The following is a 23,090-nucleotide window of genomic DNA, read 5'->3' as shown; positions in this document are numbered from 1 at the left end:
TGCCGGTTACTTCTCCCCGTTTTGAATATCGATAAAACTTTCCAGCGGCTGGCTATCGCGGTAATAAAGCCAGGCGGTTAAAGATTCGCTGTCCATGGGTTTGGCGTAAAGAAATCCCTGGATGTAAATAACGCCGCGCTGTTTCAGGTAAGCCAGTTGCTTGGTGGTTTCCACGCCTTCCGCCACGATCTTGAGCTTCATCCGCTGGCTAAGGTTGATGATGACATCGAGTATCGGGGCTTCCTCATCCAATAACGGAATGGTATTGATAAATCCCCGGTCTATTTTCAGATAATCCAACGGGAAGTTTTGCAGGTAGGAGAGCGAGCAATGGCCGGTGCCGAAATCATCAATGGCGATCAGAAATCCATCGTCGCGCAATTGATGCAGCCTCTGTATGACGTCGGAACCGTTGCTGATAAGGCTGCGCTCCGTTAGCTCCAGCGTGATATTCAGTTGCTGAGGCGCCACCCTGGCGGCGAAATTGCGGACGTCCGAGACAAAATCCGGGTGCTGTAAATGTTCCGCGGCGACGTTCAGCCCAAGATGGAACCCCGGCCTTACTTTCCAACCGGCGACGTCCGCGGCGACGAGCTTAAACAGGTGCCGGGTAATGGGAATAATCATGCCTTCCGCCTCGGCGGCGGCGATAAAAACGTCCGGCCTAATCCACTCCCCGTTGCTACGTCGCCAGCGCAGCAGCGCTTCGACGCCGAGGCAATGTTTGGCCGCCGAATCGTAGATCGGCTGGTAATAGACGGAGAACTCGCCGTGCGCGATCCCTTTTCTGATTTCATCCCGAAACAGCAGCTTGCGCTTGTGCCAGTTCCACACGCCGACGATAAAAAGCAGGGACAGGATAACGGCGATGGGAAGAAAGGTAAAAAACGTTTGTTTCCAGGTTCTTATCGACTCTTCGACGGACGCGGCCACGCGAACGGAAATCGGGAAATCATCAGACTCGACGGCTAACTCGGCGGTGGAAAATATGCCGGAAACGGGGGGGATTGCCTGACCGACCTGAATGGGGTAGCCATTATTTACCGTTAGCGTTAACTGATACCCGCGTGGCTCCCCGATGGCCAGCATCAGGTCAATAAGATATTGGGCATCGACCATGACATAGGCGCCGTTGCCGGTGCGCGGCACTTGAGTGAATATCACCGCCGGGCGGCTTTTCACGCTTGACGAGCCAGCAATCGACAGGCTCCATCGTTTTGGCAGAGGAGACGGCAATGGTTGCAGAATCACCATGTCCATAAGCGTCGAGGTATGGCGGAAAGTCGATGAACAGTAGACGTTGGTATCTCTGGTGAGGCCGATGGCGCGAAAATAGGAAAACACCGAACCAAGTCGCTGCAATTCGGCGCCGATATCCCTGCACGGCAGACCGTTAAAACGCTCGAGTTCAGCAACCATAAGCCATGCTTGCCTGGTGATGTTTTCAGCGTGATGCAGGGCGACTAATGCGGTGGATTCGAGGTTTCGTTTCACCACCACCCGGGATTCGACAAAGGTGAACAGTAATCCGAGCAGCAGCGGTAAGGCTCCGGCTGCCAGCAGTAGCGACCAGTGACTTTTATACTTTCCGTGTCCGGGGATCATCCACATCTCCTTTTTAGGGCGGATCCAATGCCTTGGATGAGGATACGTGAGCCGACGACGGTAGCATACCTGCGGAGCCAGTCAAAAATGCTTTTTTTATGTTTAAATTCTGACGTGACGGGAATAAGTCACTGCTGTGGAAAGTGTTTTCCAGGGCCGCGGCGATTGGATATGGCAAACCATGAGTTTCTATTTTTGGCTGTAACCGAGCGCCTGGGCGCAGGCCCAGGCCGAACTCCAGGCCCACTGAAAATTGTAGCCGCCGAGCCAGCCGGTGACATCAACCACTTCCCCGATAAAATAGAGCCCCGGTACTTTATTGGCTTCCATGGTTTTTGACGACAGCTCCCGGGTATCCACGCCGCCCAACGTGACTTCCGCCGTCCGGTAGCCTTCCGTGCCGTTGGGTTGTACCCGCCATTGGCTGATGTTTTTCTCGATTTGTAACTGCCGGGCGCCGTTTAGCTGTTTCAGCGTGACATCCGGCAATTGCCCCAGCGTTTGCAGACATTCGACCAGGCGTTTGGGGAGCCATTGCGACAGGGTATTTTTCAGGCTCTGATTGGGATGAGCCAGCCGTTCATCATTAATCAGCGCCGCCACATCCTGATTGGGGAGCAAATTAATGGTTACCCACTCGCCCGCCTGCCAATAGCTGGAGAGCTGAAGCACCGCCGGACCCGAAAGCCCCCGATGGGTAAACAGTATGTTTTCCCGGAACGTCACGCCATTTTCCGCGGTTATCACCGCCGGTACGGAGACGCCGGAGAGCGTCTGCAGGTGTTCCAGCAACGGTTTATGCAGGGTAAAAGGCACCAGCGCGGCACGCGTCGGCAAGACGTTTAACCCGAATTGCCGGGCGATTTGATAACCGAACGGCGTCGCTCCCAGGCCCGGCATGGAGAGGCCGCCGCTGGCAATCACCAGCGCCGGGCTGTGCAGCGCCGCGCCGTTGGTCAATTGCAACATGAAAGCGTCTCCTGTTTTTTCCACCACCGCCACCTCACTGCGCAAACGTATCGCGACGTCGGCCTGTTCGCACTCCTTGACCAGCATATCGACGATCTGCTGAGCCGAGTCATCGCAAAACAGCTGTCCGAGGGTTTTCTCGTGGTAGGCGATATGGCGGCTATTCACCAGGCTGATAAAGTCCCACTGGGTATAGCGCGCCAGGGCGGATTTACAGAAGTGGGGATTCTGGGACAGATAGGCCGCGGGTTCGACGTACAGATTGGTGAAGTTGCAGCGCCCGCCGCCGGACATCAGAATCTTACGCCCGGGCTTTTTACCGTTGTCGAGCAGCAGAACGCGTAACCCCCGTTGCCCCGCCTGCGCGGCACAGAATAACCCCGCCGCGCCGGCGCCGATAATGACAACGTCAAACTGTTCCACCATGATCTCTCCGGTTATGGGGCCTGGGCGTCGCTGCCCTGCTATGAATGCCTGCAACCTGCGGGCGGCAAATTGTAGTGTCCGTTTCCGCCGGATACCAGCGTAACAATTTGCGTGTTTTGGTAAAAATGTGTAATTTGTTGATTTTTATTGATTAAGTGAATGTATCGCTATAATTCATTACCCCCTAAGTCAAAAAAAAGTCATATTTCCCTTTTCCCCGCCCCCGCTTGTCGCAGATAATGCGCCGCGTTCATGACCACTAAATGGCCTAACGCTTATGCTACATTTATTTGCCGGACTGGATTACTACACCGGCCTGATGTTGATACTGGCTCTGTTGTTTGTATTGTTTTATGAAGCTATCAATGGTTTCCACGATACAGCCAATGCCGTCGCCACCGTTATTTATACCCGCGCCATGCGCGCGCAGTTCGCCGTCGTCATGGCGGGTGTGTTTAACTTTTTTGGCGTGCTGCTGGGGGGATTGAGCGTTGCCTACGCCATTGTCCACCTGCTTCCCACGGATTTATTGCTGAATGTCAGTTCGGCTCACGGTCTGGCGATGGTCTTTTCCATGCTGCTGGCCGCCATTATCTGGAATCTCGGGACCTGGTATTTCGGGCTCCCTGCCTCCAGTTCGCACACGTTGATCGGCGCCATCATCGGTATCGGTTTAACCAATGCCTTGCTGACCGACACCTCCGTGGTGGATGCGCTCAATGTTCCCAAGATGATCGCTATTTTCCTGTCGTTAATTTTATCGCCGATTGTGGGGATGATTATCGCCGGTCTGATGGTCTTCTTGTTGCGCCGTTTCTGGAGCAACAGTAAAAAACGCAAGCGAGTACACCTCACGCCAAGCGATCGCGAAAAGCAGGATGGCAAACGCAAACCGCCGTTCTGGACGCGCACCGCGCTGATTTTATCCGCCATCGGGGTAAGTTTTTCACACGGCGCCAATGACGGTCAGAAAGGCATCGGTCTTATCATGCTGGTGTTGATAGGCGTGGCGCCCGCCGGGTTTATCGTCAATATGAACGCTTCCGGCTATGACATCAGCCGTACCCGCGATTCCGTTATCAACCTGCAGGAATATTATCAGCAGCACGGTCCGGCGCTGGCGCACGTCATCGATCTATCGCCGCCGTTAATTCCGTCACCGGAAAAAACCATTCCGGCAAATGGCAACGGCGCGGTCGAGTTCTACTGCGATAGCTCGCGCGTGATGATCGCCATCGAGCAGACTCAGAGCCTGTTGAGCAATCTGAAAAGCTACGAGCAGTTGAATGCGGACGATCGCGGCAAGGTTCGCCGGCTGCTGATGTGCATCGCCGATACCATGGATCGGATTATCAAGCTGCCGGAAACGCCGTCCGATGACAAACGCTATCTGAGCAACCTGCGTAAAGACCTGTTGCAGACTATCGAGTACGCGCCGATTTGGATCATCATCGCCGTCGCCCTCGCGCTTTCACTGGGTACGATGGTGGGCTGGAAACGGGTAGCGACCACCATTGGCGAGAAAATCGGCAAGAGAGGAATGACCTATGCGCAGGGCGTTTCGGCGCAGGTCACCGCGGCCTTGTCGATTGGCGTCGCCAGTTATACCGGGATGCCGGTTTCCACCACTCACGTGTTGTCCTCCGCGGTTGCCGGGACGATGATCGTCGATGGCGGCGGCGTGCAGAGTAAAACGGTGAAAAATATCCTGCTGGCCTGGGTGCTGACGCTGCCGGTATCGCTGCTGCTTTCCGGCACCTTGTACTGGCTGGCATTAAAACTTATTTAGCGATAAGGCTTTCTGCCGTCATAAAACATAAAAAAGGCGATGCTTAATCGGATCGCCTTTTTATTCCAGATTCCAGTTCATTATTTCAATACCAGATCAGCATCGCCACCAAACTGATAACCACCAGTCCGCACAGGGCCGTGGTGAGCAGAAACTGACCCCGCACCCTTTCACAGCGGCGCACAAACTCGGGATCGTGATGCTCAAGATAACGCTGTGCGTAGATATAGCGCACCAGTCTGATTTGTTTGCTTGGCTGACCATGTGATGTGAAGAAACCGCCCCCATCCACGTATTGATAAAGCAACGGATCGCAGTCGCGTAATATCAGCAGTAATACGCGTAATGAGGAGTAATATCGAGCCATATTGATGATGCAGACAACACATAAAGCCCAGAAAAGCGCAAATGTACTGATCATGCTTCCCTCCCGGTTCCCGATTGTGCTATTCGTCAGTGGCAATGGCATGCAGGTTTTGCCAATGACACCGCTGCGAATATTTATGCCACACGTTTTCACGTGATTTTATAGTGCGCCCGGATGACCAAATGCATCACGGTTAACCCCGTCGTTATTTCCTTTCCTTGAGGATGGATCACCCTCACTTTTATTGTAGAAGAGGAAGCCGTTTTTTTGCTACAGATAGAGCAAAATCGGCGCAGTAGACGATTTTCTCTAGCGTAATGGCCTGAATTGAAGAAGAAACCGCGTGATTTGACCGCGAAAGTAAGCGCTTTCTACTACACTTATCGATAACGTTGACAGGATTGAAAACGGATCTTTGATGAAAAAATCAAAATGTTAGGTCATCGTAATCTGGTGTTTTCAGTGGTCGTTCGCTAAAGCGCGCCGTTGTGATCTGCTGAACATACCCATAATGCCGCGGGGTGTTATCATATAATCCGCTGTTAAGTATCAGATTGGCAGGAGAAAATCTGCTGACCCATCATTAGTCTTTACGGAAGGAGTCTTATTATGGCTTACAAACATATCCTCATTGCTGTTGACCTTTCTCCGGAAAGCAAAGTGTTAGTGGAAAAGGCGGTCTCCATGGCGAGGCCGTATAACGCGAAAGTGTCTCTAATTCATGTCGACGTGAATTATTCCGATCTCTACACCGGGCTTATCGACGTCAATCTGGGCGATATGCAGCAACGGATCTCTGAAGAAACGCAGAATGCGTTGACTGAGCTTTCTCAGAATGCCGGTTACCCTATTACCGAAACATTGAGCGGCAGCGGCGATCTCGGGCAGGTGCTGGTGGATGCCATCAAGAAATACGATATGGATTTGGTGCTCTGCGGCCACCATCAGGATTTCTGGAGCAAGCTTATGTCTTCCGCGCGTCAGCTGATCAACACGGTTCATATCGATATGCTGATCGTTCCGCTGCGGGAAGATGACGACGAATAAAAATCAGCGCTGTCCGGCGACCAGTTCTGCTGACAAAAGGCACGGCCCGCGGGCTGTGCCTTTTGTTATATAACAAAAACTTATGCTGCGTTTTTATACCGTCTTTGTTTGAAATTCGCCAGTATAACCACATCTATCTTATTGGATTTTAAAGCTTATCTCTAAATAAAACGCTTGCTTGAATATCCGCCGCCAGTGTTATAGTCCGCAAGACACATCATCATTTCCATCTATCCCGCCAGCTTCAGCTTGTTTAAAAATAAGCAGTGGAAGGGGAAGAACCGTCTGTTTTATCAGGAGCTGTTAATGACGCAATTTGTATCTCTGGCAAGTTTCCTCGATTCCGTTCAACAACGCGATCCTCATCAGCCTGAATTCTTGCAGGCGGTAAACGAAGTGTTTTCTACCCTATGGCCTTTTCTGGAACAAAACCCCCGCTATGCGGATTACAGCCTACTGGAACGGCTGGTTGAACCTGAACGGGCCATTCAGTTCCGCGTCGCCTGGACGGACGATAAAGGGCAGGTGCAGGTAAACCGCGCCTGGCGCGTGCAGTTCAGTTCCGCCATCGGGCCGTACAAAGGCGGTATGCGTTTCCATCCTTCCGTCAACCTGTCGGTGCTTAAGTTCCTTGGGTTCGAGCAGACGTTTAAGAATGCGCTGACCACGTTGCCGATGGGCGGAGGTAAAGGCGGTTCTGATTTTAATCCCAAGGGAAAAAGCCAGGGCGAGGTGATGCGTTTCTGTCAGGCCCTGATGACGGAGTTGTACCGTCATTTGGGCGCGGATACGGATATTCCTGCCGGGGATATCGGCGTAGGCGGCCGTGAGGTGGGCTTTATGACCGGTATGATGAAAAAGCTGACCAATAACACCTCCTGTATTTTCACCGGTAAAGGGCTCTCCTTCGGCGGCAGCCTGATACGCCCCGAAGCGACGGGGTACGGCCTGATTTATTTCACGCAAGCCATGCTTGCGCGTCACGGGCTGGGTTTTGAAGGTATGCGGGTTGCGGTATCCGGTTCGGGCAATGTGGCGCAATACGCCATTGAAAAAGCCATGGAGCTGGGGGCTCGCGTCGTTACCGCGTCCGATTCCAGCGGAACGGTGGTGGATGAGGGCGGTTTTACGCCGGAAAAACTGGCGCTGCTGGCTGAGATTAAAAACCAGCGCTACGGCCGGGTGGAAGATTATGCGCGCGAAACGAATCTGCGCTATCTGGCGGGTAAAACGCCGTGGGAGGTTCCCGTCGATATCGCGCTGCCTTGCGCCACCCAGAACGAATTGGATTTACCCGACGCGCAGAAACTGATTGCGAACGGTGTGAAAGCCGTGGCGGAAGGGGCAAACATGCCGACGACGATTTCTGCGACGGACGCGTTTCTGGATGCCGGCGTATTGTTTGCGCCGGGTAAAGCGGCGAATGCCGGCGGGGTGGCGACATCGGGGCTGGAAATGGCGCAGAACGCCGCGCGCATGGGCTGGAAAGCGGAGAAAGTCGATGCCCGCCTGCACCATATCATGCTGGATATTCATAACGCCTGTGTGCAATACGGCGGAGAAGGCCGGCAAACGCATTACGTTCGCGGCGCCAATATCGCCGGTTTTGTGAAAGTCGCAGACGCCATGCTGGCGCAGGGCGTGGTATAACCATGTCTGGATCCTCGCGATAGCGAGGATCCAGATTGGGCAAAGAAACCGGAGCATGGCGCTTTTTTGCATACTTTCGTCTTAGACACTTCTTTCCACCTTTCCTTACACTCGTCGACGCGGCATAGGGTCAGGAAACCCGCGGTACCTTCTGCTCTGGCATGTTGTTCGCTTTGCGCGGTCATCACTGTGGAAAAATGCGTCAAATTTTAAGGCTTACATCATAATGAAAATTAAGCACTTACCTTTTGATCAGAGTGTTAACGGCTGGTCGGCAATCATCGGCGATCGGCTGGATTACCCGCAGCAGCAGGGGAAAACCACGGCGGACTGGCTGATTATCGGCGCGGGCTACGCCGGAACCGCCTTCGCCCAGCGGCTCGCCGAACAGCGTCCTGATGAACATATCGTACTGCTGGACGCGGGTGAGATCGGAGACAACGCGTCCGGGCGCAATTCCGGTTTCGTGATTGATCTGCCGCATAACATCGGCACTTCGACCGCCGAATTGGAAAAAGCGGCCGCTTACCGTCGGCTGCTGCAATTTGGCGTCGCCCATCTGCAAGAGCAGGTGGCGCGCCATGGGATCAACTGCGACTGGAGCAGCGCCGGAAAGTATCACTGCGCGGTGAGTCCGAAATTCAACGGGCTGATCGATGCCTATGTCCGTGAGCTTAACAATCTTGGCGAAGCCTATCAGGTTGTGGAGAAGGACGAGCTTGCCCGTCGTCTCGGCACCCATTTTTATCATCGGGCCGTCTATACCCCAAACTGTATTCTGCTTAATCCCGCGGCGTTGATGCAGGGGCTGGTGGCGTACCTGCCGTCAAACGTTACCGTTTACGCGAACTCGCCGGCGCTGAGCATTGACGCCGGCGCGCGTATTCGTGTGGAAACGCCGCACGGCGAGATTCGCGCCCGCAGGCTGATGATGGCAATCAACGGCGCGGCGCGCGGCCTGCCGCTGTTTAAAGGGCGGCTATTCGCGATAGCGACCTTCGCCACCCTGACCGAGCCGCTCAATGCGCAGCAGCTCCAGCGCATCGGCGACATGGCCGACTGGGGCGTGACGCCGGTCAATGCCCTGGCCGGCGCCACGCTGCGCTACACGCGCGATCGCCGTTTCCTGATCCGCGAGCAGGTGAATTTTACGCCGGGTTTGACCACCGGCGCGCTGGAAACCGGGCGCCATGCGCGGCGTCACGCGGCGATATTCGCCCGGATATTCCCGCAGTTGAAAGATGTGGCGATGGCGCATACCTGGTCCGGCCTGATTAGCGTTACGCGAAACGGCGCGCCGATCTGGGGACAGCTGGCGGACAATGTGTATGCCGCCGCTGGCTGCAATGGCTCGGGTCTGTCGAAACAGACCGCCGCGGGGCGTATCCTGGCCGATTTTGCGTTGGGCGAGGATAATCCGCTGATTGGCGATATGCAGTCGCTGGGGCAGGCCAACTATTTACCGCCGCGGCCGTTGCTTGATATCGGGGTACAAGGTTATCTGGCGAGAGAGAGATGGCGGGCGCGCAGCGAGAGGTAATAGCCCTGGTTATGCGCGGCAACGGCAATAAAAAACCGCCTGGTGGCCTTTGAGCGGCGATCCCTAAGGCGAGAACGCCGCGCGATTACCGCTCCAGCGGCAGATAAAAATCGAAGCGGTGGCTTTTGGTTTCCAGCATGGACTGCGCCGGCACCCCCGCCAGCGGCGGGGCGTAGTCCGGCCGTTTTACCACCACGCGTTTTTTGGCCAGCCGCCGCGCGGGCGCCAGCAGTTCATCGGCATCGTCGTCAGCCCCTACCAGTGATTGAAATACCCGCATCTCTTTTTTCACCAGCGCGCTTTTTTGCCGATGGGGAAACATCGGGTCGAGGTAAACCACGTCGGGGCGCGGGGTGATATCGTCCAAGGCGTGCAGGCTGGAAGCGTGCAGCAGCGTCAGCCGCTCGCGCAGCCACGGGCCGATCTCCGCATCCTGATAGCCGCGCCGCAATCCGTCATCCAGCAGCGCCGCCACCACGGGATTGCGTTCCACCATGCGCACCCGGCATCCCAGCGACGCCAGCACGAACGCATCGCGCCCCAACCCCGCCGTGGCGTCGACCACATCGGGCAGGTAATCCTTTTTAATCCCCACGGCTTTGGCGACCGCTTCGCCGCGTCCGCCGCCGAAACGGCGACGGTGCGCCATCGGGCCGGCGATAAAATCGACGTAGATCGCCCCCAGGCGGGGTTCGTCCTGTTTACGCAGTTCCAGACGTTCCGGCGTCAGCACCAGCGCCATAACGGCGGCAGGATCGCCAACCAGCCCCCAGCGTTCGGCCAGCAAAGTCAAGGCGCCGCTATCGGCGCCTTCCTCGGAGAATAGGCAGATTTTCATCTTTTACTGCCATTCATCCTTTAATGCCGTAGTGATGCAGCATGGCGTCCAGCTGCGGTTCGCGGCCGCGGAAGCGTTTGAACAGTTCCATCGGCTCTTCGGACCCGCCGCGCGACAGAATATTGTCCAGGAACGACTGGCCGGTTTCGCGGTTGAAAATGCCTTCCTCCTGGAAGCGGGAATAGGCATCCGCCGCCAGTACGTCGGCCCACAGGTAGCTGTAATAACCCGCCGCGTAACCGCCGGCGAAGATATGGCTGAACGCGTGCGGGAAACGTCCCCAGCTTGGGCTTGGCACCACGGCGACCTGCGCTTTGATTTCCGCCAGCGTCGGCAGAATCTGCGCGCCTTTGGCGGGGTCGAATTCGGCATGCAGGCGGAAATCGAACAGCCCGAATTCGAGCTGACGCAGGATAAACAGCGCCGCCTGATAATTCTTCGCCGCCAGCATTTTATCCAGCAGTTCCCGCGGCAGCGGCTCGCCGGTTTCATAATGGCCGGAGATAAAGGCCAGCGCCTCCGGCTCCCAGCACCAGTTTTCCATAAACTGGCTCGGCAGCTCCACGGCGTCCCACGGCACGCCGCTGATGCCGGCCACGCCCGCGGCGTCGATCCGGGTCAGCATATGGTGCAGGCCGTGGCCGAACTCATGGAACAGCGTGGTGACTTCATTGTGGGTGAACAGCGCCGGTTTACCGCTGACCGGGCGGTTGAAGTTACAGGTGAGGTAGGCCACCGGTTTTTGCAGTGAGCCGTCGCCTTTGCGCAGGTTACCGACGCAGTCGTCCATCCAGGCGCCGCCGCGTTTGTGTTCGCGGGCGTAGAGATCGAGATAGAAGCTGCCGCGCAGTTCGCCGCCGTCGTCAAACAGATCGAAGAAGCGCACCTCCGGGTGCCACACATCCACGTCCTTGCGCTCTTTGGCGCTAATGCCGTAAATGCGCTTAACCACTTCGAACAGCCCTTCGACCACCCGCTGTTCCGGGAAATAAGGCCGCAGCTGCTCATCGCTGATGGCGTAAAGATGCTGCTTCTGCTGTTCGCTGTAGTAGGTGATATCCCACGGCTGTAAATCCTCGACGCCGTGATGTTCTTTGGCGAAGGCGCGCAGCTGCGCCAGCTCTTCTTCCGCCTGGGGACGCGCGCGTTTGGCCAGATCGGACAGGAAGTTGATAACCTGCCGGGGATTTTCCGCCATTTTTGTGGCCAGCGATTTATGCGCATAGCTGTCGAATCCCAGCAGTTGCGCCAGTTCGTGGCGCAGCGCCAGCTCTTCCGCCATGATGTCGCTATTGTCCCATTTGCCGGCGTTCGGTCCCTGATCGGAAGCGCGGGTGGCATAGGCGCGGTACATTTCCTCGCGCAGCCCCTGATTGGAGCAATAGGTCATCACCGGGAGATAGCTGGGGATATCCAGCGTCAGCAGCCAGCCGTCCTGCTCTTTGGCTTCCGCCTGCGCTTTGGCGGCGGCCAGCGCGCTTTCCGGCAGGCCATCCAGCTCGGCGACGTCGGTTATCAGCTTGCTCCAGCCCATGGTGGCGTCCAGCACGTTGTTGCTGTAGCGGGAGCCGAGTTCGGACAGGCGCGCGGCGATTTCGCCATAGCGTTTCTGTTTTTCAGGCGGCAGCCCGATACCGGACAGTTCAAAATCGCGCAGCGCGTTATCGACGGCTTTCTTTTGCGCCACGCTCAGGGCGGCGTAATGCTCGCCGTCCTTCAGGCCGCGGTACGCCTGATACAGCCCGGCATGCTGCCCGACCCAGGTGCTGTACTCGGACAGCAGCGGCAGGCATTGCTCGTAGGCGCCGCGCAGCTCTGGACTGTTTTTTACCGCGTTCAGATGGCTAATCGGCGAGAAAATGCGGCTGAGACGATCGTCGCTGTCCGCCAGCGGCTGGCAAAGGTTATCCCAGGTAAAGGGACCCGGCTGTGCAACCACGCGCTCTACGGTCTCACGACAGGTTTCCAGCGCGGATTTGACCGCAGGCACGATATCCTCGGTTTTAATTTTGGAAAAAGGCGGCAGGGTAAATGGGGACAGTAATGGATTCGTCATAGCGCAGTCCTAATGATGGTGGATAACCCGATTGGCGATAAGGCTACTATAAATGGCTGATTAACCATTAAGATGAGGTCAATGATCGTTAAAATCAATGGTAGCGCGCGCGGCGGATGAATTTATCCCCGGCGGACGGCCGTGGCGGCGCCGTTGAGGCGGCCCCCTCTTACCGCCTCCGGCAACGCAGTTCACTTTTTAGCGGCCAGACGGTTTATACTGATAGCGATTTTCACCGTGTCTTTCTGAAACACCCAACAGCAAGAGAGTCTAATGCTAAGTTACCGCCATAGTTTTCACGCCGGCAATCATGCCGATGTGGTGAAACACACCGTTCAGAGCCTGATCATCGCCGCGCTGAAAGAGAAAGAAAAACCCTTCCTGTATCTGGATACCCATGCGGGGGCCGGGCGCTATCAGCTGAGCGGCGAACATGCGGAACGCACCGGAGAGTATCTGGACGGCATTGCCCGAATCTGGCAGCGCGACGATATACCCGCCGAGCTTGAACCTTACATGCAGGCGGTTCGCACCTATAATCATAACGGTCAGTTGCGCTATTACCCCGGCTCGCCGCTGATTGCCCGGCAGCTGCTGCGCGAGCAGGACAAAATTCACCTGACGGAGCTGCATCCGAGCGATTTTCCGCTGTTGCGTAACGAGTTCCAGAAAGATGCCCGCGCCAGGGTCGTGCGCGGAGACGGCTACCAGCAGTTGAAGTCGCAGCTGCCGCCGCTGTCGCGTCGCGGTTTTGTGCTGATCGATCCGCCGTATGAACTGAAGACGGATTATCAGTCGGTGGTGCAAGGCATTCAGGAAGGCTACAGGCGTTTCGCCACCGGGGTGTTCGCCCTGTGGTATCCGGTTGTGCTGCGTCAGCATATCAAGCGCTTACTGAAAGATCTGGAAGCGACCGGCATCCGCAACATCCTGCAAATTGAGCTGGCGGTGTTGCCGGACAGCGATCGCCACGGCATGACGGCTTCCGGAATGGTGGTGATCAACCCGCCGTGGAAGCTGAAAGCGCAAATGGAAAGCGTGCTGCCCTGGCTGCACCAGGCGCTGGTTCCGGCGGGAACCGGGCATACGCGCGTTGAGCAGGTTGTCGCGGAGTAACGTCTGGCTATTCGGCGGCGCCGCGGTTTTTCCCTATCGCAATCATAGGGATAACCTTTACGGGACGCCGGGCGCCGCGGTTACACTCTAGACAAATTTTATTTACCCAAGCATGGATATTCTGATGACTAAACACTATGACTACCTGGCTATTGGCGGCGGCAGCGGCGGGATCGCCTCGATTAATCGCGCGGCGATGTATGGAAAAAAATGTGCGTTGATCGAAGCAAAATATCTGGGCGGGACCTGTGTCAACGTCGGTTGCGTGCCGAAAAAAGTGATGTGGCACGCGGCGCAGATTGCCGAGGCGATCCATCAATACGGTCCTGACTACGGTTTTGATACCACGGTTAACCGGTTTGACTGGGGGACGCTGGTTAAAAACCGCAGCGCCTATATTGACCGTATTCATCACTCCTACGACAACGTGCTGGGTAAAAACAAGGTGGACGTGATTCACGGTTTCGCCCGCTTTGTCGATGCCCATAGCGTCGAGGTGAACGGTGAGAAAATCACCGCCGACCATATCCTGATCGCCACCGGCGGCCGTCCGACGCGCCCCGATGTCCCCGGCGCCGAATACGGCATTGATTCCGACGGTTTCTTCGCTTTGGACGCTTTGCCGAAACGCATCGCCGTCATCGGAGCGGGCTATATCGCGGTTGAACTTGCCGGCATGGTCAACGCGCTGGGTTCAGAAACGCACCTGTTTGTGCGTAAGCAAACGCCGCTGCGCAGCTTCGATCCGCTGATTGTCGAGACGCTGGTTGAAGTGATGAACAGCGAAGGGCCGACGCTGCATACCGAGTCGATCCCGCAATCGGTGGCGAAAAATGCCGACGGCAGCTTGACGCTGACGCTGGAGAACGGCAAGGCGCAAACGGTGGACTGTCTGATTTGGGCCATCGGCCGCGAGCCGGCGACGGATAACCTGAACCTGAGCGTAACCGGCGTTGCGTTGAACGAGAAAGGCTATATTCAGGTGGATAAATTCCAGAATACCAACGTGCCGGGCATCTACGCGGTGGGGGACAACACCGGCGCGGTGGAACTGACGCCGGTCGCCGTGGCGGCGGGCCGCCGTCTGTCGGAGCGTTTGTTTAACGACAAGCCGTATGAGCACCTGGACTACAGCAATATTCCCACCGTGGTCTTCAGCCATCCGCCCATCGGCACCGTCGGGCTCACCGAACCCCAGGCGCGCGAACGGTACGGCGACGATAAGGTGAAGGTTTACACTTCTTCTTTCACCGCCATGTACACCGCCGTGACGCAACACCGCCAGCCGTGCCGCATGAAGCTGGTCTGCGTGGGCGAGGAGGAGAAGGTTGTCGGCATCCACGGCATTGGCTTCGGCATGGACGAAATGCTGCAAGGCTTTGCGGTGGCGCTGAAAATGGGCGCCACCAAACAAGACTTCGACAATACCGTCGCCATTCACCCGACGGCGTCGGAAGAGTTTGTGACCATGCGCTGAGGTAGAGACGTAGAAAACGCGATCTGGCAGAAAGAAAAAACCGACCGGCGTGATTTCACACCGGTCGGGGGAACTACGCGTTGTGGCCTGCGCTATTACGCCAGATCAAAACGATCCAGGTTCGTCACTTTGTGCCAGGCGGCGACAAAGTCCTGCACGAACTTCGTCTGGGCGTCCGCGCTGGCGTACACTTCCGCCAGGGCGCGCAGTTGGGCGTTTGAACCGAACACCAGATCGGCGCGCGTCGCGGTCCACTTCACTTCCCCGCTGTGGCGGTCGCGTCCTTCATAGCGGTTTTCGCCCGGCGAAACGGCTTGCCACGTGGTGCCCATATCCAGCAGGTTGACGAAGAAATCGTTGGTCAGCGTGCCGGGCCGATGGGTGAAAATACCGTTGTCGGAGCCGTCGGCGTTGATGTTGATCGCGCGCAGGCCGCCAATCAGCACCGTCAGCTCGGGCGCGGTCAGCGTCAGCAGCTGCGCCTTATCGATCAGCGCCACCTCGGCGGGCGTCGCCAGTCCGGCCGCCTCGTAGTTGCGGAATCCGTCTGCGGCCGGCTCAAGCTTGGAGAAGGCATCGACGTCCGTCTGTTCCTGCGAGGCATCGGTGCGGCCGGGCGCGAATGGCACCGTCACCGCATAGCCGGCCGCCAGCGCCGCCTGTTCGATTCCGGCGTTTCCCGCCAGCACGATCAGATCCGCCAGCGATACCTGCTTACCGTTGCTCGCTTCCTGATTGAAGCTGCGCCGGATGGCTTCCAACGCGCTCAGCACCCTGGCCAGTTTTTCGGGCTGGTTGACCTCCCAGTCCCTCTGCGGCGCCAGACGTATGCGCGCGCCGTTGGCGCCGCCGCGCTTGTCGCCGCCGCGGAAGGTGGAGGCCGAGGCCCAGGCGGTGCCGACCAGTTCGGACAGGGTCAGGCCCGCCTCCAGCACTCTCGCTTTGAGCGTCGCGGCATCCGCCTCGTCAATCAGAGGATGATTGACGTCAGGCAGCGGATCCTGCCAAATCAGCGCTTCACTGGGGACTTCCGGGCCGAGATAGCGCGAGCGCGGCCCCATGTCGCGGTGGGTCAGCTTGAACCAGGCGCGGGCGAACGCTTCGGCAAAAGACTGCGGATTTTCCAGGAATCGGCGCGAGATTTTCTCGTAGATCGGATCAACGCGCAGCGACAGATCGGTCGTCAGCATGGTCGGCTTACGTTTTCTCGACGGATCGTGCGGGTCGGGAATGATCTCTTCGGCGTCCAGGGCTTCCCATTGGATCAGGCCGGCCGGGCTGCGGGTCTGGACCCATTCATGTTTGAATAGGTTTTCGAAGAAGTAGTTGCTCCACTGCGCCGGCGTCTGCGTCCAGATGACTTCCAGGCCGCTGCCGATAGCGTCGTTGCCGTGTCCGGTGCCGTAATCGCTCGCCCAGCCAAGGCCCTGCGCTTCCAGAGCGGCGGCTTCAGGATCCGCCCCTTTATGAGATTCGGGCGCCGCGCCGTGGGTTTTGCCGAAGGTGTGGCCGCCGCCGATCAGCGCAACGGTTTCTTCGTCGTTCATCCCCATGCGGGCGAACGTCACGCGGATGGCGTTAGCGGCGGCAATCGGATCGCCGCTGGAGTTCGGGCCTTCCGGATTGACGTAGATCAGGCCCATCTCGGTGGCGCCGAGTTTCTCATCGAGTTTGTCGGCCGGCCGGTGGGCGAGCCATGAGGTTTCGGAACCCCAGTTGACGTCCTGATCGGGCTCCCAGGTGTCTTCGCGGCCGCCGCCGAAACCGAAGGTGCGGAAACCCATGGTCTCCAGCGCCACGTTGCCGGTCAGGATAAAAAGGTCGGCCCAGGAAATCGCCTGGCCGTATTTCTGCTTGATCGGCCACAGCAGGCGTCGGGATTTGTCGATATTGACGTTGTCCGGCCAGGCGTTCAGCGGCGCGAAACGCTGCTGGCCGCGCCCGCCGCCGCCGCGCCCGTCCGCGGCGCGGTAGGTGCCGGCGCTGTGCCACGCCATGCGGACAAACTGCGGACCATAATGACCAAAGTCAGCAGGCCACCAATCTTGCGAATCAGTCATCAACTTGCGCAGGTCGTTCTTCAGCGCCTGGTAATCCAGCTTGTTGAATGCTTCGCGGTAGTTAAACGTCGGATCCAGCGGATTCGATCGGGATGAGTGCTGACTCAGCAGATCGACGCGCAGTTGATTCGGCCACCAGTCACGGTTGGTGGTGCCGGCGGCGGCGGTATCTTTGCCGGCGGCGCCGTGGCCAAACGGGCATTTCGCTTCGGTTGACATAATATTCCCTACCTTTTGTTCTTGAATAATCAGCTATCGGGTCCTGTTGACGGATGATTCATCCTATAGACCGTATGGGTATAGGTAAAATCGAATGATATTAATGTTGTAATAGCTCTAAGCTATCGAGGCTATGGTCGGCGCCGAATGCCGGACACGCCGGGCAGTGAGGCGGAAAGGGAAGAAAAAGGCATCCGGGAGGATGCCGTAGCAACGTTTTACTTTCGAATCACACGGCGGCGCGGCGGCCGCATCGTCGCTAAATCAGAACTCCGGCCAGAAAGGTTCGCCCAGCGTCAGCATCAGCCGGTTCGCCCAGGCAAAGAACGCCGCCGACTGCACCACATCGACAATTTCCAGCGTATCCAGCCCCTGTTCGCGCAGCCGCGCCAGATCGTTGGCGTTAACCTGCGCCGGGGTGACCGACAGGCGGGCGGTGAAATCGATAATCGCCTGCCAGCGCGGGTTCTGGCCGATGGTCAAATCGCCGCCGGGCGCCACGTCCAGCAAGCGTTGTACGTCGTCATGCTGTTTGGACAGCTGGCTGGCCTTGGCGGCGTGCACGGAAGCGCAATAAATGCAGCCGTTCACCTTGCTGGTGATGGCGGCCACCAGCTCCCGCTCTTTACGCGGCAGTCCGCCGGAGGTATAGAAAATCCCCTTGTCCGTTAACGTGCGCTGTTCCAGCACCGGCAGGTTACGCCCCAGCAGACGGAAATAATCAGAGTCGGTATGGCCGAAGCGCGCCAGAATCGCCTGTTCGTCGGCATTGAATTCCGACAGCGGCTTGGGGGCGATCCAGGGTTCCCACTCCAATCCGGCCTGGGTAAACGCCTGCGGAGCCGCTTTTCCGCTCTGCGTGGCGGGGTGCGTGTGCCAACGGCCGGCGACCGCGGCCTGTGAGTGCGGCTGGCCGATCCGCTGTCCGGCAATCAGGCGGTAGCCGCGCAGCAGTCTGCTCTGGAAACTGACGAAAGCCACCAACTGCGAGAGCGTGACGATATCGTCCGCCGACCAGCCCGCCTGTTCCAGCGCCCGTAGCTGCGGCGCCTCCGCGTTGATGGGCGAGCGCGTCAGGAGCTCGGCGTGCGCCAGCGCCAACTGACGCGCCGGCGTTGATGGTGGTTCGCCGGTTTCGGCCGCTCTGGCGGCGTAAAAGCGCTGTAGCTGCTCATCCTGATGCCAGCCGCTGACTTTCTCCGCCAGCCAGAAACGCAGGGATAACGGCAGGGCTTCTTCCTCGCCGGCGGCGAAGATCGCCTCATAGCTGCCCTGAATATGGCGCGTGGCCGCTTCACGGGTTTTTCTGGCGGCGGCCAGTTCGCTGTCCGGGGTGATTTCAGCCAGCGCGTCCAGCACGTCGCGAGGCTGCGATTTATTTTGCGCATCGTAGGTCATATCGTCTCCTGTCCAAGCGTATTTTTCTGTTTCACGGCAGGCTGCCACCCCAGGGCGGGCGCGACCTGCGTGGCGATCAATTCAAGGGAGCGGAGGATCAGGGCGTGCGGCGGATCGATGGAGTGCACCTGAAACGCCACATCGGTCACCCGGGCCAGCGAACTGTCCGTCTGAAGGGTGGCGATAACATCCTCGGCCGTCCCGACGTGGCTGTCGAAAGAGTCGATCAGCTCGGCCACCGAGCCCTGGCGTATCGGGCGAAACGCCCCAAGGCGCGCGGCGGAACGGCGCAGCCCCTTTTCCGCCAGGCTTAACGCCAACTGGCGATCGTCGGCGACGAAAACGCTGCGCGACCCGAGAATCCGCGGTTGCACCCCTTCCGGCAACTCGGCCAGATAGGCGTCGATCATCTGATTCTGCAAATCCGCCAGCGTGGCGTCGGGAAAGCTCTCCGGCCGCGGCTGGGTGCGGGACAGCATCAGCCCGTCGCCCGCTTTGCCGGCGCGCACCGCGCCGTCCACCGAAAACGTCGCCTGCCAGACCCGTTTATTGAGGTGGGCCGCCTCGGGATAGAGCTGATTGCCGTCGCCGCTTAACGGCTCTCCGCGCCATGCCGCGCGCACCTGCGCCAGATAGCGGGCGAGAATTTCGCCGCGCTGCGCGCTGTCATGGCCGAAGGCGGCGAAGGAAGAGGGCGTGCCGCCGGAGCCGATGCCGACCTCCAGCCGCCCGTTGCTGAGCAGATCGAGCACGGCGGTATCTTCCGCCACCCGCAGGGGATGCTCCATCGGCAGGGTGATCACCCCGGTGCCCAGCCGGATGCGCCGGGTATTGGCCGCGACGTGGGCGAGAAAAACCAGCGGCGACGGCAGCCCGCCTTCGTCCGCATGAAAGTGGTGCTGGGCCACCCAGGCGCTGTCGAATCCCAGTTGCTCGGCTTTAACGATTTGCTCCGTGGCGAGCCGGTAACGCTGTTGCGCAGAGACGTCGTCGAGCAGGCGGGTGAAAAAACCCAGGCGTTTATTTGTCATCCTAACATCCTTCTTGTGTATGGTTTTCAGGCGAAAGCCGGGTGTTGCCGCCCGGGGATCGCCTCAATAAGTTCTCGGGTGTAACGGTTGGCGGGACGGGCGAAAATCTGCTCCACCGGCCCGCACTCCACCTGTCGGCCGTGATGTAGCACCGAGACGGTGTCGGCGATCTGACGCACCACCGCCAGATCGTGGGAAATAAACAGATAGGTCAGCCCCAGCGACTGCTGTAGTTCCGTCAACAGGCGCAGAATCTGCGCCTGCACGGTGACGTCCAGCGCGGAGACCGCTTCATCCAGCACCAGCACTTTGGGCTCCAGCACCAGCGCCCGGGCGATGGCGACACGCTGCCGCTGGCCGCCGGAGAGCTCGCGCGGTTTACGCGTCAGCAGCGCGGCGGGCAGGGCGACGCGCTCGAACATTTCATGCACTTTCCGCTCCCGCTGCGCCCTGGCGTAGCGGTTGAAGTTGCGTAGCGGCTCCTCAATGATGTCGTACAGCCGCTGCGCGGGATCGAGCGAGCCGAACGGATTCTGGTAAACCAACTGGATGGTCTGGCGGAACTGGCGCAGCGCTTCGCCTTTCAGCCGGGTGATATCCGTGCCGTCAATCAGGATGCGGCCCGCGCTGGGGCGCTGAAACGCGAGCAGGCTGCGGGCGGTGGTGGTTTTGCCGGAGCCGGATTCGCCGACGATGGCGTGAGTGCTTCCCCGGCCGACGCTGAACGAGATATGGTCCACCGCGCGGAAATGTTCCCCTTTGCGGCCCGCCAGCGGGAAGTCCTGCACCAGGTTTTCCACCGACACGACGATCTCGCCCTGCGCCGGCGGCGAAGGGCGCTTGACCGGGTTCAGCGACGGCACGTTGGCCAGCAGGGTGCGGGCGTACTGGCTGGCGGGCGCTTTCAGCACCGCCTGCGTCGGCCCCTGCTCCTGAATATAGCCGTGCTGGAATACCAGCAGACGGTCGGCGCGCTCGGCGGCCACGCCCAGATCGTGGGTGACGAACAGTACCGCGGTGCCGTTTTCGCGCCGCAGTTCGTCCAGCAGGTCGAGAATGCGTTTTTGCACCGTGACGTCCAGCGCGCTGGTGGGCTCATCGGCGATAATCAGCGCCGGCTTCAGCGCAATGGCGATGGCGATCAGCACCCTCTGCTTCATGCCGCCGGAGAGCTCATGGGGATATTGGCGGGCGCGCAGCTCAGGCTGGCTCAGGCCGACGCGCTCCAGCAACGCCAGCGTTTTCCGGCGCGTGGCGCGGCGATCTTCCCGCTGGTGGATGCGCAGAATTTCATCCACCTGGTCGCCGATGGTTTGCACCGGATTGAGGGAACTGCCGGGGTCCTGCGGGATCAGGCTGATGCGCGCCCCGCGCAGGCTGTCCAGCCGCTTCTGCGGCCAGTTGGCGATATCCGTGCCGTTCAGGCGGATGGCGCCGCGCGTCAGGCGGCCGTTTTCCGCCAGCAGGCCGATCACCGCCTGGGCGGTGGTGGTTTTGCCGGAGCCGGATTCGCCCACCAGCGCGACGACCTCGCCGGCGTCGATATGAAACGAAACCCCCTCCACCACGGTTTGCTCCCGTTCATCGCCGCGGTAGGCGATGGAAACATTGTCCAGTTCCAGCACCGGAACCGGGGTACGGGAAGGGCGGCCGGTCGTTTGATTCATCGTGACGTTCTCCCGATGGACTGGCTGATACGGTTGGCGGAGAGTACCGTCAGCACCACCACCAGTCCGGGGAAGGCGCTTAGCCACCAGGCGGTGGCGATATAGTTGCGGCCCTCGGCGATAAGCAATCCCCACTCCGGGGTCGGCGGCGGCGCGCCATAGCCGAGAAAGCTGAGGGTGGAGATGGTCAGAATGGCGCTGCCGAACTGCAGGGCGGCGAAGGCGAAGACGGTGGTCAGCGAGTTGGGCAGAATATGGCGCCGCAGTACGCTGAAGAAGGTTCCGCCGCTGCCGTAGGCCGCTTCAACGTAGTCGCTGTTGCGCACCCGCAGCACCTCCGAGCGCATCAGCCGGGCGAAGTTGGCCACCGAGGTGACCCCGACGGCGACGGCGGCGTTCACGGTGCCGAACCCCAGCAGAATGATCACGCTCAGCGCCAGCAGCAGCACGGGAATGGAGAGCAGCGTATCGATGACGCGCATCACCAGCGTGTCCCACCAGCCGCCCACGGCGCCGGCTATCAGACCCAGCGCGCTGCCCAGAATCAATCCCAGGGCGACCGCGATCGCCGCCCCGGACAGCGAATGCACCGCGCCGTAGACGATGCGGGCATACAGATCCCGGCCGAGCTGATCGGTACCCAGCCAGTACTCTCCGCCCGGCGCCTGCCGCTGGGCGCCGACGACGCCCTCTGTCGGACTATAGGCGGTAAACCACGCCGGGAACAGCGCCCACAGCACCACCGTCAGCAGGATCAGCCAGGCGATAACCAGCCCAGGCTGCGCCGCGTAACGCGCGACATGGCGGCTAAGGCGCGGCCATTTTCTCAATGGCGATAAGGCGATTTTCTCCAGTGAAATAATGGTCATAATGCGGCTCCGGCGGTTTTTTTCAGCCGTGGATCGAGCAGGGGATAAAGCAGATCCACTATCAGGTTAACGATCACAAAAGCGGTGGCGGAGATCAGCACAATCGCCTGCAGCACGCTGCCGTCCTGATTGTTGACCGCGTCCTGCGTCAGCTGTCCCAGCCCGCTGCGGCCAAAGACCGTTTCGGTGATCAGCGCGCCGGCGATCAGCTCCCCCAGCAGCAGACCGGCGATGGTCAGCGTCGGCAGCATGGCGTTGCGGGCGATATGCCGCCACAACACGCCGCCGCGGCTGGCGCCTTTGGCGCGGGCGACGGCGACGAACGGCTGGGTCTGTACCCGATCGATGCTGCGCATCAGCACCTGGGCCAGCGGGGCGGAAATCGGCAGCGCCAGCGTCAGCGTCGGCAGAATCAATCCTTCCCACTCGCCGGGATTAATCACCGGGATCCAGCCCAGGCGGAAAGAGAAGACCTGAATCAGGACGATGCCGAGCCAGAACGTCGGCACGGAAATAAACAGCGACGGCAAAGACTGCAGCGCGGAACGCAGCCAGTGAAACGGCGTGAGGGTGGATAAAAAGGCGATGGCGCAGGCCAGCAGCGCGGCGGCGACAAAGCCCAGCGCCGCCAGCAGCAGCGTGGGGGGAAGATTGGCGGCCAGCAGCTCGGTTACCGGCACGCCGGCCTGCAACGAGAGGCCGAAATCACCGCGCAGCACCCGCTCGATCGACTGAATATACTGGCTGAGGAGCGGGATATCCGCCCCGTAGGCCAGGCGCAGCTGGGCGATTTGATCGGCGCTTAACCCCAGTTCGGGACTTTGAAACTTGATCAGCACCGCATCGCCGGGCAGCGCCTGCAACAGAATGAAAGATAAGGTAAACGCCGCCCATAGCACGATCAGCGCCTGACCGATGCGTATCGCCAGATACCTGCTCATAATCTACTCCCTATCGCCAGAGACC

17 protein-coding genes are annotated in these 23,090 nt (G+C 59.1%); 6 read left to right on the top strand and 11 right to left on the bottom strand.

The window, feature by feature from the left end; translation table 11 throughout:
- Positions 1-6: 6 nt before the first annotated feature.
- Together DDT56_RS12055 and DDT56_RS12050 are read right to left on the bottom strand one after the other, a co-directional pair.
- Complete coding sequence (locus tag DDT56_RS12055; protein ID WP_136166687.1) at positions 7-1,605, bottom strand: EAL domain-containing protein; 1,599 nt, start codon at positions 1,603-1,605, stop codon at positions 7-9.
- A 189-nt stretch (positions 1,606-1,794) separates the two neighbouring features.
- The gene (locus DDT56_RS12050) at positions 1,795-2,997 is read right to left on the bottom strand and encodes a BaiN/RdsA family NAD(P)/FAD-dependent oxidoreductase (protein WP_136166726.1); all 1,203 of its coding nucleotides are present in this window, start codon (positions 2,995-2,997) and stop codon (positions 1,795-1,797) included.
- Positions 2,998-3,277: 280 nt separating this feature from the next.
- Between DDT56_RS12050 and pitA the strand changes: the two genes are divergently transcribed.
- On the top strand, positions 3,278-4,789 hold the full coding sequence (pitA, locus tag DDT56_RS12045) for an inorganic phosphate transporter PitA (protein ID WP_009115003.1): 1,512 nt from the start codon (positions 3,278-3,280) through the stop codon (positions 4,787-4,789).
- Positions 4,790-4,874: 85 nt separating this feature from the next.
- Here the strand turns inward: pitA and uspB are convergent, their stop codons facing one another.
- On the bottom strand, positions 4,875-5,210 hold the full coding sequence (uspB, locus tag DDT56_RS12040; RefSeq protein WP_009115002.1) for a universal stress protein UspB: 336 nt from the start codon (positions 5,208-5,210) through the stop codon (positions 4,875-4,877).
- A 555-nt stretch (positions 5,211-5,765) separates the two neighbouring features.
- Between uspB and uspA the strand changes: the two genes are divergently transcribed.
- From uspA to DDT56_RS12025, 3 genes are all read left to right on the top strand, one after another.
- Positions 5,766-6,203 (top strand): universal stress protein UspA, encoded by a 438-nt coding sequence (gene uspA / locus DDT56_RS12035; RefSeq protein ID WP_136166686.1) that lies wholly within the window; start codon positions 5,766-5,768, stop codon positions 6,201-6,203.
- Positions 6,204-6,509: 306 nt separating this feature from the next.
- Complete coding sequence (gene gdhA / locus DDT56_RS12030; protein WP_136166685.1) at positions 6,510-7,853, top strand: NADP-specific glutamate dehydrogenase; 1,344 nt, start codon at positions 6,510-6,512, stop codon at positions 7,851-7,853.
- Positions 7,854-8,079: 226 nt separating this feature from the next.
- Entirely contained in the window at positions 8,080-9,393 is a 1,314-nt protein-coding gene (locus tag DDT56_RS12025; protein WP_136166684.1) for an NAD(P)/FAD-dependent oxidoreductase, read from the top strand.
- Positions 9,394-9,478: 85 nt separating this feature from the next.
- On the opposite strand, the gene rsmJ is transcribed toward DDT56_RS12025, so the two are convergent.
- Entirely contained in the window at positions 9,479-10,231 is a 753-nt protein-coding gene (gene rsmJ / locus DDT56_RS12020; RefSeq protein WP_136166683.1) for a 16S rRNA (guanine(1516)-N(2))-methyltransferase RsmJ, read from the bottom strand.
- Positions 10,232-10,244: 13 nt separating this feature from the next.
- A complete protein-coding gene (gene prlC, locus DDT56_RS12015) occupies positions 10,245-12,287 on the bottom strand; it encodes an oligopeptidase A (RefSeq protein ID WP_136166682.1) in 2,043 nt (680 codons plus the stop codon).
- A 273-nt stretch (positions 12,288-12,560) separates the two neighbouring features.
- Here prlC and DDT56_RS12010 point away from each other — a divergent pair, with 273 nt between their 5' ends.
- Together DDT56_RS12010 and gorA are read left to right on the top strand one after the other, a co-directional pair.
- Positions 12,561-13,403, top strand: a complete 843-nt coding sequence (locus tag DDT56_RS12010; protein WP_136166681.1) for a 23S rRNA (adenine(2030)-N(6))-methyltransferase RlmJ — start codon at positions 12,561-12,563, stop codon at positions 13,401-13,403.
- A gap of 124 nt (positions 13,404-13,527) precedes the next feature.
- A complete protein-coding gene (gene gorA / locus DDT56_RS12005; protein WP_136166680.1) occupies positions 13,528-14,880 on the top strand; it encodes a glutathione-disulfide reductase in 1,353 nt (450 codons plus the stop codon).
- Between the two features lie 95 nt (positions 14,881-14,975).
- Here gorA and katG read toward each other — a convergent pair whose 3' ends face one another.
- The 6 genes from katG to DDT56_RS11975 form a co-directional block, all read right to left on the bottom strand.
- Positions 14,976-17,159, bottom strand: coding sequence for a catalase/peroxidase HPI (gene katG, locus DDT56_RS12000; protein WP_136166679.1), 2,184 nt, complete (start codon positions 17,157-17,159; stop codon positions 14,976-14,978).
- A 264-nt stretch (positions 17,160-17,423) separates the two neighbouring features.
- Positions 17,424-18,557, bottom strand: a complete 1,134-nt coding sequence (locus DDT56_RS11995; protein ID WP_136166678.1) for an alkylhydroperoxidase domain protein — start codon at positions 18,555-18,557, stop codon at positions 17,424-17,426.
- The gene (locus DDT56_RS11990; protein ID WP_136166677.1) at positions 18,554-19,588 is read right to left on the bottom strand and encodes a putative FMN-dependent luciferase-like monooxygenase; all 1,035 of its coding nucleotides are present in this window, start codon (positions 19,586-19,588) and stop codon (positions 18,554-18,556) included. Before DDT56_RS11990 ends, DDT56_RS11995 begins: the two co-directional genes overlap by 4 nt.
- 26 nt (positions 19,589-19,614) lie before the next feature.
- On the bottom strand, positions 19,615-21,255 hold the full coding sequence (locus DDT56_RS11985) for a dipeptide ABC transporter ATP-binding protein (protein WP_136166676.1): 1,641 nt from the start codon (positions 21,253-21,255) through the stop codon (positions 19,615-19,617).
- Positions 21,252-22,124: an ABC transporter permease gene (locus tag DDT56_RS11980; RefSeq protein WP_136166675.1), complete on the bottom strand. Its 873-nt coding sequence runs from the start codon at positions 22,122-22,124 to the stop codon at positions 21,252-21,254. The genes DDT56_RS11985 and DDT56_RS11980 overlap by 4 nt, the downstream gene beginning before the upstream one ends.
- Positions 22,121-23,065 carry an ABC transporter permease gene (locus DDT56_RS11975; RefSeq protein WP_136166674.1) on the bottom strand — a complete coding sequence of 315 codons (945 nt, stop codon included), beginning with the start codon at positions 23,063-23,065 and terminating at the stop codon, positions 22,121-22,123. The genes DDT56_RS11980 and DDT56_RS11975 overlap by 4 nt, the downstream gene beginning before the upstream one ends.
- Positions 23,066-23,090 lie beyond the last annotated feature (25 nt).

This window comes from Brenneria corticis (genome assembly GCF_003115855.1).
GTDB lineage: Bacteria > Pseudomonadota > Gammaproteobacteria > Enterobacterales > Enterobacteriaceae > Brenneria > Brenneria corticis.
This window is presented reverse-complemented; position numbering and strand designations above follow the sequence as displayed.

Bases quoted from the DNA above. Each gene is read 5' to 3' on its own strand.
- DDT56_RS11975 (WP_136166674.1), bottom strand. From the start codon at position 23,065: ATGAGCAGGTATCTGGCGATACGCATCGGTCAGGCGCTGATCGTGCTA.
- DDT56_RS11995 (WP_136166678.1), bottom strand. From the start codon at position 18,557: ATGACCTACGATGCGCAAAATAAATCGCAGCCTCGCGACGTGCTGGAC.
- DDT56_RS12010 (WP_136166681.1), top strand. From the start codon at position 12,561: ATGCTAAGTTACCGCCATAGTTTTCACGCCGGCAATCATGCCGATGTG.
- DDT56_RS11985 (WP_136166676.1), bottom strand. From the start codon at position 21,255: ATGAATCAAACGACCGGCCGCCCTTCCCGTACCCCGGTTCCGGTGCTG.
- gorA (WP_136166680.1), top strand. From the start codon at position 13,528: ATGACTAAACACTATGACTACCTGGCTATTGGCGGCGGCAGCGGCGGG.
- DDT56_RS12055 (WP_136166687.1), bottom strand. From the start codon at position 1,605: ATGATCCCCGGACACGGAAAGTATAAAAGTCACTGGTCGCTACTGCTG.
- DDT56_RS12025 (WP_136166684.1), top strand. From the start codon at position 8,080: ATGAAAATTAAGCACTTACCTTTTGATCAGAGTGTTAACGGCTGGTCG.
- prlC (WP_136166682.1), bottom strand. From the start codon at position 12,287: ATGACGAATCCATTACTGTCCCCATTTACCCTGCCGCCTTTTTCCAAA.
- rsmJ (WP_136166683.1), bottom strand. From the start codon at position 10,231: ATGAAAATCTGCCTATTCTCCGAGGAAGGCGCCGATAGCGGCGCCTTG.
- uspA (WP_136166686.1), top strand. From the start codon at position 5,766: ATGGCTTACAAACATATCCTCATTGCTGTTGACCTTTCTCCGGAAAGC.
- pitA (WP_009115003.1), top strand. From the start codon at position 3,278: ATGCTACATTTATTTGCCGGACTGGATTACTACACCGGCCTGATGTTG.
- DDT56_RS11980 (WP_136166675.1), bottom strand. From the start codon at position 22,124: ATGACCATTATTTCACTGGAGAAAATCGCCTTATCGCCATTGAGAAAA.
- DDT56_RS11990 (WP_136166677.1), bottom strand. From the start codon at position 19,588: ATGACAAATAAACGCCTGGGTTTTTTCACCCGCCTGCTCGACGACGTC.
- uspB (WP_009115002.1), bottom strand. From the start codon at position 5,210: ATGATCAGTACATTTGCGCTTTTCTGGGCTTTATGTGTTGTCTGCATC.
- katG (WP_136166679.1), bottom strand. From the start codon at position 17,159: ATGTCAACCGAAGCGAAATGCCCGTTTGGCCACGGCGCCGCCGGCAAA.
- gdhA (WP_136166685.1), top strand. From the start codon at position 6,510: ATGACGCAATTTGTATCTCTGGCAAGTTTCCTCGATTCCGTTCAACAA.